Source organism: Novosphingobium sp. FKTRR1, from assembly GCF_020404405.1.
Taxonomy (GTDB): Bacteria; Pseudomonadota; Alphaproteobacteria; order Sphingomonadales; family Sphingomonadaceae; genus Novosphingobium.
In genome coordinates this window covers 1-13,070 of the sequence record NZ_JAIZDA010000009.1, presented here as the reverse complement: position 1 = coordinate 13,070, position 13,070 = coordinate 1, and the positions used below count along the sequence as shown (strand labels likewise).

Genomic DNA, 13,070 nt, shown 5'->3' with positions numbered 1-13,070 from the left:
GCTTACGGCATGCGCCAAATTGGCCAGTGCTGGCCATTGTAGTGCCCGCCCGACATGCAATACGCTTACCGCGTCGCATGTCGGGCTGTGCGCTCAGCTGTCGGAAATGCCTTCGGCGCGGCGCGCTTCAAGCCAGGCGGCGGCTTCGGCCTCCTGCGCGGCATCGCTTGCCGCCTTGACCGTAGCCACACGTTCGGCGCGCAACTGTTCGATCAGCGCATCGCGATCGGTGCCCAGCCGCTGGATATCGACCGAGGCGTCCTCCTCGATCCCGGCGCGCTTGGCCGCCTTGGCGACCAGCGCATCGAGTTCGCGCTGCGAACACAGACCCAGCGTCACCGGATCCTTGGGGTTGATGTTGCTGATGTTCCAGTGGCTGCGATCGCGAATCGCGGCAATCGTGGTGCGAGTGGTGCCGATCAGCTTGCCGACTTGCGCATCCGAAATCTCGGGATGGTGGCGCAAGATCCAGGCGATGCCATCGGGCTTGTCCTGCCGCTTGGAAACCGGCGTATAGCGCGGCCCCTTGGTGCGGCTGACCGAAAGCGGCGCCTTCTGCATCTTCAGCCGATAGTCGGCGCTGGCCTGACCGCGATCGATCTCTGCCTGAGTCAGTTCGCCCGAATGGACCGGATCGCGCCCGGTGTACTTGGCACCGGCCAGATCATCGGCCATCGCCTGCACTTCAAGGATGTGCAGGCCGCAGAATTCGGCGATCTGTTCGAACGACAGGGCAGTATTGTCGACCAGCCATGAGGCGGTCGCATGCGGCATCAAAGGATAACTGGGCTGCGGGCTCACGGGAAAGTCTCCGGACTGCAGAAACAATAAGGGCCGCCCCTTCCGGAGCGGCCACGCTGACGATGATGTAGGACACGAGGCGGAAAACGGCAAGCCCTGATCGGACCTTGCCCCGATTGCACATCAGTTGCCGGTTGTATCTGTCTGCAGCACGATCTTGCCGATATGGTTGCCCTGCTCCATCCGCGCATGGGCAGCGGCGGCATTGGTCAGCCCGAATGTCGTGTCCATGACCGGGCGAAGCTGCCCGCCGGCAACCAGCGGCCATACCGTCTCGCGCACCTCTTGTGCCAGCAAGTCTTTGAATTGATTTGAACGTGGCCGCAATGTCGAACCGGTAAGCGTCAAGCGGCGACGCATGATCTCGGCCATGTTGATCGCTGCCCGGACGCCGCCTTGCACGGCGATCGTGACATGGCGGCCATCCTCGGCAAGACACTTGATATTGCGCGCGACATAATCGCCGGCAACCATGTCGAGCACCAGTTGCACCCCTGCACCGCCGGTGATCTGCTTCACGGCCTCGACGAAATCCGCGGTCTTGTAGTCAATGGCGTGATCCGCCCCGAGACCGAGCGCGGCCGCACATTTATCTGCATTGCCGCATGTGACGATGACGGTCAGACCGAACAATTTGCCCAGCGCGATCGCCATCGTGCCGATGCCGCTGGTGCCGCCGTGAACCAGCATCGTCTCGCCTTCGCGGGCCCAGCCGCGTTCGAACACGTTGTGCCACACGGTAAACAGGGTTTCGGGCAGCGCGGCAGCCTCGGCCAGCGAGAGGCCGTCGGGCACAGGCAGGCATTGCGCCGCTTGCGCCAGACAATATTCGGCATAGCCCCCCCCTGCCACCAGCGCGCAGACGAGCGACCCCACCAGCGGATCGGTCACCCCTTCGCCAACCGAGACAATTTGCCCTGAAACTTCAAGGCCCGGAAGCGGCGAGGCACCGGGCGGTGCGGGATAGAAGCCTTGCCGCTGGATCACATCGGGGCGGTTCACCCCGGCGAAGGCGACCCGGATCAGGACTTGGCCCGGCCCTGGTTCGGGCACCGTAACGGTTCTGGGTTGCAGAACGTCTGGACCACCCGGTTCATCGAAACCGATGGCGGTCATGATCGTCGGAACTGGCTGCATCGCTTTCAACCCCAATTGCAGCGCCGGGCCCCCCGACCCGTTTACAGCGACGTTACTGTCGCACTAGCGCCCTTTCCTGAAGCACTACCCATGCACCCGGTTGACAGCAAGCGCGGATGCGCCACATTGTGCAGTGCAATGGAACTTGAAGAGCGAGCGCGCGCCACGGGCGACCTTGCCAGTCGGCTGGCCACCGAAGCGCTCGACCCGCTTTCGCAGGCCGAGCTTGATGCCCGGATCGCTTTGCTCACTGCCGAAATCGAACGGGTTCGGGCTCATGCCGCGAAAGCGCAGGCACACCGGCTCGCCGCCGAATCGCTGTTTCGCACGCCATCGTCGCCCCCGGCAACCGGCAGCCCCGGCAGCGTGACGAAATGAGCGGCGCCGCCCTTCACGATAGAGGGCGGCCTTCCCATATTGCCGGTATGCAGGAGCGTGCAGAAGTGCACATCATGCGATTAAGATCGGTTTCCACACGCCCGGACGATTTAGCCACGGTTAATCGCCCCCGTGCTTCCTTCCCGCAAGGGGCCCACCCGGAGTCCGTCCCTCCCGGACCGTCCAGAAAGCAAGTATATGCCCAGCTTCGCACAGAGCCTTGAGAAGACGCTCCATGCCGCGCTCAGCAACGCTTCCGAGCGTAGCCACGAGTACGCGACGCTAGAGCATTTGCTGCTTGCCCTGATCGATGACCCCGATGCCGCGCAAGTGATGCAGGCCTGCGGCGTGGATCTGGGCGATCTGGGGGACGTGGTGCGCCAGTACCTCGATCAGGAATACCAGTCGCTAAAGACCCAGGAAAAGGCCGATCCCCAGCCGACCGCAGGCTTCCAGCGGGTAATCCAGCGCGCCATCCTGCACGTGCAATCGTCGGGCAAGGACACCGTGACCGGCGCCAATGTGCTGGTCGCGCTGTTCTCCGAACGCGATTCGTACGCGGTCTACTTCCTGCAGCAACAGGACATGAGCCGCCTCGACGCGGTCAGCTTCATCAGCCACGGCATCGGCAAGGGCGGCCGTCAGGTCGAAACCCGCAATCCCAAGGGCGCCGAGGAAGAGACCCCCAAGCCCGAGGAAAAGCAGGAAACCAAGGCTTCGAAAAAGGATTCGGCGCTCGACCAGTTCACTGTCAACCTCAACGAAAAGGCGCTGATCGGCAAAGTCGATCCGCTGATCGGGCGTGGCCCGGAAGTCGATCGCACCATCCAGATCCTGTGCCGCCGGTCGAAGAACAACCCGCTTTACGTGGGCGATCCGGGCGTGGGCAAGACCGCCATCGCCGAAGGTCTGGCGCGCAAGATCGTCGAAGGCGAAGTCCCCGAAGTGCTCTCGCAAGCTGTGATCTATTCGCTCGACATGGGCAGCCTGCTGGCCGGCACGCGCTATCGCGGTGACTTCGAGGAACGGCTCAAGCAGGTCGTCTCCGAACTGGAGAAGATGCCGCACGCGATCCTGTTCATCGACGAGATCCATACCGTGATCGGTGCCGGGGCGACCAGCGGCGGGGCAATGGACGCCTCCAACCTGCTCAAGCCCGCGCTGTCGGGTGGGACGATCCGCTGCATCGGTTCGACCACCTACAAGGAGTTCCGCAACCACTTCGAAAAGGATCGCGCGCTGCTGCGCCGGTTCCAGAAGATCGACGTCAACGAACCGACGATCGAGGATACCATCAAGATTCTCAAGGGCTTGCGTACCGCTTTTGAGGAACACCACAAGGTCAAGTACACCCCCGACGCGATCAAGACCGCGGTTGAATTGTCCGCGCGCTACATCAACGACCGCAAGCTGCCCGACAAGGCGATCGACGTGATCGACGAAGTGGGCGCGATGCAGATGCTGGTGCCGCCGTCCAAGCGCAAGAAGACCATCACCGCGCGCGAGATCGAGCAGGTCATCGCGACGATGGCCCGCATCCCGCCCAAGTCGGTGTCGAGCGACGACAAGAAGGTGCTCGAACACCTTGAGCGCGATCTCAAGCGACTGGTGTTCGGTCAGGACAAGGCGATCGAGGTTCTGTCGAGCGCGATGAAGCTTTCACGTGCAGGCCTGCGCGATCCGGACAAGCCGATCGGCTCGTTCCTGTTCAGCGGCCCGACCGGCGTCGGCAAGACCGAAGTCGCGCGCAGTCTGGCGCAGATCATGGGCATCCCGCTGCAGCGCTTCGACATGTCGGAATACATGGAGCGCCACTCGATCAGCCGGTTGATCGGCGCCCCTCCGGGCTATGTCGGGTTCGATCAGGGTGGATTGTTGACCGACGCCATCGACCAGCAGCCGCATTGCGTGCTGCTGCTGGACGAGATCGAGAAGGCGCACCCCGACCTGTTCAACATCCTGCTGCAGGTGATGGACAACGGCCGCCTGACCGATCACCACGGCAAGACGGTCGATTTCCGCAATGTCGTATTGGTGATGACGACCAATGCCGGAGCCAGCGACATGGCGCGGCAGGGGATCGGGTTTGGCGACGTGTCGAAGGCGGATGCGGGCGATGAGGCGGTGAAGCGCATGTTCACCCCCGAATTCCGCAACCGGCTCGATGCGATCGTGCCCTTTGCCTATTTGCCGCCCGAAGTCGTCAGCCGCGTGGTCGACAAGTTCATCCTGCAGCTGGAACTGCAATTGGCCGACCAGAACGTGCACATCCAGTTCGATTCGGATGCACGCGCGTGGTTGGGCAAGCAGGGCTATGACAAGCTCTATGGAGCGCGGCCGATGGCGCGCGTGATTCAAGAGAAGGTCAAGAAGCCGCTGGCCGAGGAATTGTTGTTCGGCAAGCTGGCCAACGGCGGTGAGGTCCATGTCAGCCTCAAGGTCGAGGAGGGCAAGGATGCGGACAAGGACGGGGCGCTCAGCTTCGAACTGACCCCGGCCGCGCCCAAGCTGGTCAAGAAGAAGGGCCGCAAGGTCGCCCGCTCCGACAGCACCGAATCGGAGCCGAACACCGACGACGCCTGACGCTGCGCTGCCCGAACGGGCAAAGTAGCATGCATTTGAGATCAAGGCGGTGTGGGGCAAGGGTGCCTCCGCCGCCTTTTTCTTGGTCAGCTTCCCGCACGGCCACTGGAACGAAGCGCAAACCATGCGCATTGATGCGGTGATGGTTGCCGATTTCGCCTGGATCCGCCCGGAGCCGCAAGGATTGTACCTGCCCGAGGCCGATGCGTGGATCGATCCTTCGCACCCTGTCGGCACCGCGCTGGTCACGCATGGCCATGCTGACCATGCGCGTGGCGGGCATGGCCGCACCATCGCCACGCCCGAAACCCTTGCGATCATGGCGTTACGTTATGGCGTGGCCGAGGGCGGACAGGCCGTCGGCTATGGCGAATCGCTGCTGCTGTCCGGCGGCATCAGGGTCAGCTTCCACCCGGCGGGGCATGTGCTGGGTTCGGCCCAGATCCTGCTTGAACAGGCCGGCGAACGCGTGATCGTGACCGGCGACTACAAACGCGCGCCCGATCCCACTTGCGCGCCGTTTCAACCGGTATCTTGCGATGTGCTGATCACCGAGGCGACATTCGGCCTGCCAGTTTTCCGCCATCCACCGATCACGCAGGAAATCGCCCGGCTGATCGCCGTGCGCACGGCCAATCCCGAGCGTTGCATTCTGGTCGGTGCATACGCGCTGGGCAAGGCGCAGCGGGTGATCGCCGAATTGCGGCGCGCCGGATACCATGATCCGATCTACCTGCATGGCGCGATGGAACGGATGTGCCGGCTGTACGAAGAACTGGGCGTGCCGCTCGGCGATCTGCGACCGGTCGCTGGTCTGCCCCGCGCCGCGTTGGCCGGACAGATCGTGCTGTGCCCACCATCGGCGCTCAACGACCGCTGGAGCCGCGCCATGCCCGATCCTCTCACCGCGATGGCTTCAGGCTGGATGCGGGTGCGCCAGCGCGCAAGGCAGCGCAATGTCGAGCTGCCACTGATCATTTCCGACCATGCCGACTGGGACGAACTGACATCCACGATCAGCGAGGTAGACCCGGAGCAGACCTGGATCACGCACGGGCGCGAAGACGCGCTGTTGCGCTGGTGTGCGCTGCACCAGCGCCCGGCACGGGCACTCGCCCTTGTCGGCTATGACGACGAGAGCGAGTGATCCACGTGGAACGTCACTTGATCTGCGACAGCTCGGTCTTGACCTTGGCCAGCACTTCGGGAGTCAGCCTGTCGGCAGCAAACCCGGCAAGCGTGGACAGGCCCATGCTCTTGAACATTTCATACTGCGGATGGCTGACGAGGCCGGGCAAGTCCTTGTCGATTACCGCCTTTGCCGCTGGATCGGCGACAAGCGCCTCGATCGGCGTTTCGAGCGTGAACTTGGCCGCAGGTGCGGCAGTTGCGGCGGCCTGCGGCGGCTCGACCGGGCCAGCGGCAAGCGCGGGCGTGGAAAGCACCAGCAGGGGGACAAGCGTAAGGGCAGCCTTCATGGGCAGTCATTCCTTCTGTTCGAGCGCGCGACCGGCAGTCCGCTCCGCCCCGAAGCCTAGCTTTGCCAACCGCCCTGCGAAAGCGGATTTGCATCCACGTAGCAAAGCAGGGCGCTGAAATGGAACGTTTCGCCGCGCTGATGGATGCGCTGGTCTACACCCGCTCGCGCAAGGGCAAGCTGGCTCTGATCGCTGACTACCTACGCGAAACACCCGATCCCGATCGGGGCTGGGTGCTGGCCGCGCTGACCGATGGAATCGACTTTCCAGCGGTAAAGGCCTCGACCGTACGCGCGCTGATCGCCACCCGGGTGGACCCGGTGCTGTGGGCATTGTCGCGCGACTATGTCGGCGATACGGCCGAGACGGCCAGCCTGCTCTGGCCCGAGCCTCCCGGTGCGTGCATGTCGGCGCCGAGCGTGGCGCAAGCAGTTGCCGCGCTGCACGACACCACCCGGCAAAGCGCACCTGCCGCGCTGGCCGAACTGCTCGACCGGCTCGATGCCAATGGCCGGTATGCGTTGATCAAGCTCGCCACCGGTGCCTTGCGAATCGGGATTTCGGCGCGCCTTGCCAAAGTGGCGTTTGCTCAGGCCTTTGGCGTGGCGGTGGAGGAGGTCGAGGAATATTGGCACGGCCAATCGCCGCCCTACCGCCCGCTGTTCGATTGGGCGCTGGGGGTGGCCCCAGCGCCGCATGCCGGAGACACTCCGGCTTTCCGCCCGTTCATGCTGTCGCACCCGCTGGAGGAGGAGACGCTTGATCTTGCCGCGTTCGCCGCTGAATGGAAGTGGGACGGCATTCGCGTGCAAATCGCCCATGCCGGTGGGCAGACGCGGCTCTATTCGCGTGGCGGCGACGACATTTCCGCCGCGTTTCCTGACGTGGTCGATGCGCTGGACGAGCCCTTGGTGCTAGATGGCGAATTGCTGGTGCGCGGAAACCATCAAGGCGGGCAAGCCGGTGGAGCCGCCAGCTTCAACGCGCTGCAGCAACGGCTTGGCCGCAAGACCGTGTCACGCAAGCTGCTGGCCGAGGCACCGGCCTTCGTGCGGCTCTACGACGTGCTGGTAGCAGATGGTGAGGACTTGCGTGCGCTGCCCTGGACCGAGCGGCGCGCAAGGCTCGAAGCGCTGCTGCCCCGGCTCGATCCGGCCCGCTTCGACTTGTCCGCCGTCATTCCAGCGCGCGATTTCGACGAACTGGCTGAAATTCGTGCGCAGGCCCGCAGCGATGCCATCGAGGGCGTGATGCTCAAGCGGCGCGATTCGCCCTATGTCGCCGGGCGCCGCGCCGGATTGTGGTACAAATGGAAGCGCGAACCGCTGCTGATCGACTGCGTGCTGATGTATGCGCAACGCGGCAGCGGCAAGCGATCGAGCTTCTATTCGGATTTCACCTTTGGCTGCTGGAACGGAGATCCCGATGCCGGGGCCGAACTGCTACCGGTCGGCAAGGCCTATTTCGGGTTCACCGATGCCGAACTCAAGATGCTGGATGCCCACGTGCGCGCGCATACAGTGGCGAAATTCGGGCCAGTGCGTGAAACCGACAAGTCGCTGGTGTTCGAAGTAGCCTTCGATTCGGTCCATGCCAGCAAGCGCCACAAATCTGGCGTGGCGATGCGTTTCCCGCGCATCAGCCGCATCCGCACCGACAAACCCGCGCACGAGGCCGACCGACTGGAGACCTTGCGAGCCATGATCGCGGATTGATCGGGATCAAGGCGACTGGGCAGGTTCGCCGCCATTCATGATCCTGACGATCCCTGTCCGGAGCAAACTGACCGTGGCCAGCACCGCCGAAAACGATACCCTATCACCCTATCATCGTATCGGCGGCCTTGCGGTGCTGCGGCAGATCACCAACCGGTTCTATGACCTGATGGAACAGGAGCCTGAATTTGCGGAATTGCGCGCGATGCATGGCGCAGACCTGGCACCGATGCGTGATTCGCTGGCGTCGTTCCTTGCCGGATGGAGCGGCGGTCCGCGCGACTGGTCGCTGGCCAATCCGGGAAAGTGCATGGGATCGGTCCACGCCCCCTTCGCGATCACCGCTGTCACCGCGCGGCAATGGGTCACTGCGATGCGCCGCGCGATCGCCGCTGTGGCGCCGCAGGACACCGAAATGGCCGATGCCTTTGCCACCGTGATGGAGCGCATGGCGCTGGGCATGGCGCGAGGTTGAGGCACACCTTTCTGGCGTGTTGTGCAAGGCGCGACCCTCGCGCTAGAATGACGCCATGATCGAATATGACTTTGCCCGCCGCCGCCTTGCCATTGCACTGGCCGCGCTCGCGGGCTTTGTCGATGCGGTAGGTTTCCTGTCGGCCGACGGCTATTTCGTGTCGTTCATGTCGGGCAATACCACGCGGCTGGGCGTTGCCTTGGGTACATCGCCCGCGCGCACCTGGATACCGCTGGTGCTGATCTCCGGCTTCGTCGGCGGCGTTGCGGCGGGATCGGTGTTGGCGCACAAGGCGGGGCACCACCGCAAGGCTGCGGTGATCGGCCTTGTGGCGGTGTTGCTCCTGCTCGGAGCGATAGCGCGCGCTGCGGGTGCAGAACTGGCGATGCTGGGTGCGCTGGTGGTGGCGATGGGCGCGCTCAACAACACGTTTCAGCGCGGGGGCGAAGTGGCGATCGGCCTGACCTACATGACCGGAGCGCTGGTCAAGATCGGCCAAGGGCTGGCAGCAAGGCTGGTAGGCGCACCCGGTCCGGCGTGGAGTGCCTGGGCCTTGCTGTGGATCGGCCTGTTGACCGGGGCGGTCTGCGGCGCATTCCTGCAGCACCAACTCCCGTTCGGTTGCCTGTGGATTGCCGCCGTCTATGCGCTGGGGATGGTCGTCCTGGCGTTCAGACTGCCGGCGGAATCCTGAACAGCTTCTCGCGCGAAGTTGCGCCGCGCAACAAGGCAACCGCGCTTGCTGGCACACCGAGTGCCTGCGCCAATAACGATGCGACCGCGGCAGTGGCCTTGCCATCTTCGGGTTTGACGCGGACTTTCACCAGCACGCGCCCATCCTCGATGCTGACACCTTCGCTGCGCGCGCCCGGCGTCACGCGTACGGCCAGTCGCCCATCATCATCGGCCACCGCGCGCAATGCGGCGGGCGACGGCAGATCAGGCTTCGGTCTGGCCAAGCGTGTGTGCAAGCGCAGCCTTGTGCGCCTGCCCGTTGCGTACGTAATGCGCGACGCCCAGTTGCATTTCGGCCAGCGCCGCTTCGGTAAGGTCGCGCATGTAGGCCGCGGGGCGCCCGCCCCACAATTGGGCGCGGCCGATCTTTTTGCCCGGGGTCAATAGCGCGCCTGCCGCCAGCATCCCGTCGCTTTCGATCACGCAGCCATTCATCACCGTGGACGACAACCCGACAAAGCCACGGTCGTGCACGACACAACCGTGGATCATCGCCATGTGCCCGACCAGCACGTCATCGCCGATCAGCGTCGGAAATCCTTCGGGATGGCGTGGATCGGGGCTGTCGCAGTGGATAACCGTGCCATCCTGGATGTTGGTGCGCGCACCGATGACGATGCGGTTGACGTCAGCACGCAAGACACAGTTGTACCAGATCGACGCCTCCGCCCCGATCTCGACATCGCCGATGATCCGGCATCCCGGCGCGATGAAGGCGCTGGGATGGATGCGCGGCGTCTTGCCGTTGATCGCGGCGATGGTGATATCATTGGCCATCAGGATTCGTCCCCAAGCAGCGTCAGCGCAGTGTGTCCCCACGCCCGATCGCATAGACCACATGGCGCCGCAACGGGTCACCTTCGGCCAGCGAGGGATGATCGAAATCGAGCCGTTCATGCCGCCGCATACCAAGGCGCTGCATCAGCCCTTGCGAGCGGAGGTTGGCGGGGACGGTCATGGCCCAGATCGTCTGGTCGAACAGGTTGGCAAAGCCCCACGCCAGCGCCGTCAGCGCTGCCTCGCGCGCATAACCCTGTCCCCACGCCTCATACGCCAGTCGCCAGCCGATCTCGGTCACCCCATCGAGCGGGGTACCCTCGGGTCCGGGCTTGAGCCCGCAAAAGCCAAGGAACGCCCCGTCAGACCGCCGCTCCAGCGCCCAGAAGCAATAGCCGACCAGATCCTGCAACGCATTCTGCCGCTCCACCGCAGCTTCGGCTTCGGAGCGTTCCTGCAGTGGGCCAAGGAATTCCATCACGCGCGCATCCGAACAGAGCGCGTGAAATGGCGCGACGTCATCCTCGCGCCAGTCACGCAAGACCAGTCGCTCGGTCTCAAGCCGGAAGTCAGCCATGAAGAAGCCTTGCCGCATGGAGCGCATGATAGGTCAGCACACCCGAGCAACCAGCCCGCTTGAAGGCCAGCAGGGTTTCCAGCACCAGCGCATCGCGCTCGCCCGCTCCTGCCGCCACGGCCGCCTCGATCATCGCGTATTCGCCGCTGACCTGGTAGGCGAACACCGGCACCCCGAACGCCTGCTTCACCCGGAACGCGATGTCCAGATAGGGCAGGCCAGGTTTGACCATCACGCTGTCGGCCCCTTCGGCAAGGTCAAGCTCGACCTCGCGCAAAGCCTCCTCGGCGTTGGCAGGATCCATCTGATAGGTCTTCTTGTCGCCCTTCAGCAGCCCGCGACTGCCGACCGCGTCGCGGAACGGGCCGTAGAAGGCCGAGGCATATTTGGCCGCATAGGCCATGATCTGCACGTTGGCGTAACCTTCGCCTTCCAGCGCGTCACGGATCGCGCCGATGCGGCCATCCATCATGTCCGAAGGGGCGATGATGTCGGCCCCGGCGGCCGCCTGATTCAGGCTCTGGCCCACCAGCGCCTCGACCGTGGCGTCGTTGAGAACGTAGCCCGCGTCGTCGATAAGCCCGTCCTGCCCGTGGCTGGTATAGGGGTCGAGTGCGACATCGGTCAGGATGCCGATATCATCGCCGCAGGCATCGCGGATGGCGCGAATGGCGCGGCACATCAGGTTATCGGGGTTGAGCGCCTCGGCGCCATCGGGGCTGCGCCGTTCGGGCTGGGTATTGGGAAACAGCGCAAGGCACGGAATGCCGACCGCGATCGCCTGTTTCGCTTGCGCCACGATGCCATCTACCGACCAGCGCGACACGCCGGGAAGCGACGCAATGGGGTCTTCGACCCCGCGCCCTTCGGTCACGAACAGCGGCCAGATCAGATCGGCGGGAGTCACCAGCACTTCGCGGTGCAGGGCACGGCTCCATGCCGTCGCGCGCGTACGGCGCAGGCGGGCTTGCGGGAAACTTGCGGTCATGGACAACTGTCTAAGCGCCAAGTCGCTGCGGAGCAACGCCCGTGAACGTCTTGTTTACCGTCTTGGCAAGATTCCCTGCGGCAAAGCAGTCAGTTGGGCAAGCCGGGTGCGAAATGCAGCCAATTGTACGGGATCAACCTGATGGCGCGGTGCAAGACTGCGCAGCGACAGCGGGTCGATGGGCTGGCCACCGCGATATACTTCATAGTGCAAGTGCGGTCCGGTCGACAGCCCGGTCGATCCGACATAGCCGATCACCTGCCCGCGCCGCACCGCCATGCCCGGTGCAACGGCAAGTCGGCTCATGTGGCCATAACCGGTGCCGATTCCGCCGCCATGGTCGATCCGCACATAGTTCCCATGGCCACCATGCCACCCGGCAAAGGTCACGGCGCCCTCGGCCACGGCATAGACCGGCGCACCGTAGGAACTGGCAAAATCGACCCCGGCATGCAGGCGCACGAAGCCAAGGATCGGGTGGCGCCGCATTCCGAAGCCCGAGGTGATCGCACCCGCCACCGGCGAGAGCAGCGCGCCGCCCTCACCCGCCGCATCGCCGCGCAGGTCATCCAGCGTGGCATACGCGCCATCGTTGCCCCAGCGCAGCAGTTGCACCAGCGGATGGCCCTGCCGCACGATACCAGCGTAAAGCAGATTGCCGACCGCACCTTGTCCGTCGGCGGCGCGCTTGTAATCGACCACCAGATCGAACGTGTCACCCGGGTCGATCGCCTCGAACGGCAAATGCGAATCGATCGTCTGCAGGAACGTCTGGACAGTGTCGGGGGGGGCCCCGGCCCCGCGCGCGGTGCGATAGAGGCTCTGCCCGACGATCCCGCTCAGCCGCAACGGCGCGGTATCGACCGCGATCGGGTGTCGCTCAAGCGCCAGCGTACCCCCACCCGTACGCCCGATGACAAGCGCCAGATCGAAGCGCGGACGGAACCGCAGTGCCTGCAACGGGCGCGGATCGGCGGGGCTGGCGCGGTGCCCCAGCGTCAGATCAAAGCGCATGCCGGGCGCGATGGTATCTGCAGGCACGGCGCGATCAATGAGTGCCGCCACTTGCCCGGCGTCACCCGAAGCGACGCCCGCGCGCTGCAACATGCGCGTCAACGAATCGTCCTCGCCCAGCGTGGCCGTCAGTTCGATTATCGGCCGCTCGGGCACATTGTCGAGCCGCACCACCGCCTCACCAGCCGCAAAATGACGGCCCTGCCCGGCGCCACGCTGCCATGGCTTGATCGCAAGGCTGCGCCATTCGGACTGTTGCGCTTCATCGAGCCACGCGCCCGACCGTGCGGATTCCGAGGTGATCGCGCGCGGTGTTCCGATTTGATGGCGCGCGGGATTCCGAGGTGATGGCGCGCAGCGTTCCGAGAATTATCCGCGCAGCATTCCGAGGTGATGGCGCGCAGTTTGAGGT

14 protein-coding genes are annotated in these 13,070 nt (G+C 64.5%); 6 read left to right on the top strand and 8 right to left on the bottom strand.

The features are described 5' to 3' along the window. Positions 1-93: 93 nt before the first annotated feature. Positions 94-774, bottom strand: coding sequence for a DUF1013 domain-containing protein (locus LDN95_RS10475; RefSeq protein WP_226017624.1), 681 nt, complete (start codon positions 772-774; stop codon positions 94-96). A gap of 150 nt (positions 775-924) precedes the next feature. Beyond that, on the bottom strand, positions 925-1,917 hold the full coding sequence (locus LDN95_RS10470) for an NAD(P)H-quinone oxidoreductase (protein WP_226017623.1): 993 nt from the start codon (positions 1,915-1,917) through the stop codon (positions 925-927). Positions 1,918-2,076: 159 nt separating this feature from the next. On the opposite strand from LDN95_RS10470, the gene LDN95_RS10465 reads away from it, so the two are divergent. From LDN95_RS10465 to LDN95_RS10455, 3 genes are all read left to right on the top strand, one after another. Then, positions 2,077-2,316 carry a DUF1192 domain-containing protein gene (locus LDN95_RS10465; RefSeq protein WP_226017622.1) on the top strand — a complete coding sequence of 80 codons (240 nt, stop codon included), beginning with the start codon at positions 2,077-2,079 and terminating at the stop codon, positions 2,314-2,316. Between the two features lie 198 nt (positions 2,317-2,514). After that, positions 2,515-4,899, top strand: coding sequence for an ATP-dependent Clp protease ATP-binding subunit ClpA (gene clpA / locus LDN95_RS10460; protein ID WP_226017621.1), 2,385 nt, complete (start codon positions 2,515-2,517; stop codon positions 4,897-4,899). 142 nt (positions 4,900-5,041) lie between these two features. Beyond that, positions 5,042-6,046: a ligase-associated DNA damage response exonuclease gene (locus LDN95_RS10455; RefSeq protein ID WP_226017620.1), complete on the top strand. Its 1,005-nt coding sequence runs from the start codon at positions 5,042-5,044 to the stop codon at positions 6,044-6,046. 13 nt (positions 6,047-6,059) lie between these two features. Here LDN95_RS10455 and LDN95_RS10450 read toward each other — a convergent pair whose 3' ends face one another. Beyond that, positions 6,060-6,377 carry a hypothetical protein gene (locus LDN95_RS10450; protein ID WP_226017619.1) on the bottom strand — a complete coding sequence of 106 codons (318 nt, stop codon included), beginning with the start codon at positions 6,375-6,377 and terminating at the stop codon, positions 6,060-6,062. Positions 6,378-6,496: 119 nt separating this feature from the next. Between LDN95_RS10450 and LDN95_RS10445 the strand changes: the two genes are divergently transcribed. From LDN95_RS10445 to LDN95_RS10435, 3 genes are read left to right on the top strand one after another with little or no spacing between them, the layout of a single operon-like run. Beyond that, the gene (locus tag LDN95_RS10445) at positions 6,497-8,092 is read left to right on the top strand and encodes a cisplatin damage response ATP-dependent DNA ligase (protein ID WP_226017618.1); all 1,596 of its coding nucleotides are present in this window, start codon (positions 6,497-6,499) and stop codon (positions 8,090-8,092) included. Positions 8,093-8,129: 37 nt separating this feature from the next. Beyond that, positions 8,130-8,567 carry a group II truncated hemoglobin gene (locus LDN95_RS10440; protein WP_226017617.1) on the top strand — a complete coding sequence of 146 codons (438 nt, stop codon included), beginning with the start codon at positions 8,130-8,132 and terminating at the stop codon, positions 8,565-8,567. A 55-nt stretch (positions 8,568-8,622) separates the two neighbouring features. Then, on the top strand, positions 8,623-9,261 hold the full coding sequence (locus tag LDN95_RS10435) for a YoaK family protein (protein WP_226017616.1): 639 nt from the start codon (positions 8,623-8,625) through the stop codon (positions 9,259-9,261). Here the strand turns inward: LDN95_RS10435 and LDN95_RS10430 are convergent. From LDN95_RS10430 to LDN95_RS23300, 5 genes are read right to left on the bottom strand one after another with little or no spacing between them, the layout of a single operon-like run. Next, a complete protein-coding gene (locus LDN95_RS10430; RefSeq protein ID WP_226017615.1) occupies positions 9,239-9,526 on the bottom strand; it encodes a DUF167 domain-containing protein in 288 nt (95 codons plus the stop codon). The genes LDN95_RS10435 and LDN95_RS10430 overlap by 23 nt on opposite strands. Then, positions 9,507-10,079 (bottom strand): gamma carbonic anhydrase family protein, encoded by a 573-nt coding sequence (locus LDN95_RS10425; protein ID WP_226017614.1) that lies wholly within the window; start codon positions 10,077-10,079, stop codon positions 9,507-9,509. Before LDN95_RS10425 ends, LDN95_RS10430 begins: the two co-directional genes overlap by 20 nt. A gap of 22 nt (positions 10,080-10,101) precedes the next feature. After that, entirely contained in the window at positions 10,102-10,656 is a 555-nt protein-coding gene (locus tag LDN95_RS10420) for a GNAT family N-acetyltransferase (protein WP_226017613.1), read from the bottom strand. Continuing rightward, positions 10,649-11,644, bottom strand: a complete 996-nt coding sequence (gene hemB, locus LDN95_RS10415) for a porphobilinogen synthase (RefSeq protein WP_226017612.1) — start codon at positions 11,642-11,644, stop codon at positions 10,649-10,651. The genes LDN95_RS10420 and hemB overlap by 8 nt, the downstream gene beginning before the upstream one ends. Before the next feature lie 54 nt (positions 11,645-11,698). After that, positions 11,699-12,829: a M23 family metallopeptidase gene (locus LDN95_RS23300; RefSeq protein WP_226017611.1), complete on the bottom strand. Its 1,131-nt coding sequence runs from the start codon at positions 12,827-12,829 to the stop codon at positions 11,699-11,701. Positions 12,830-13,070: the final 241 nt, after the last annotated feature.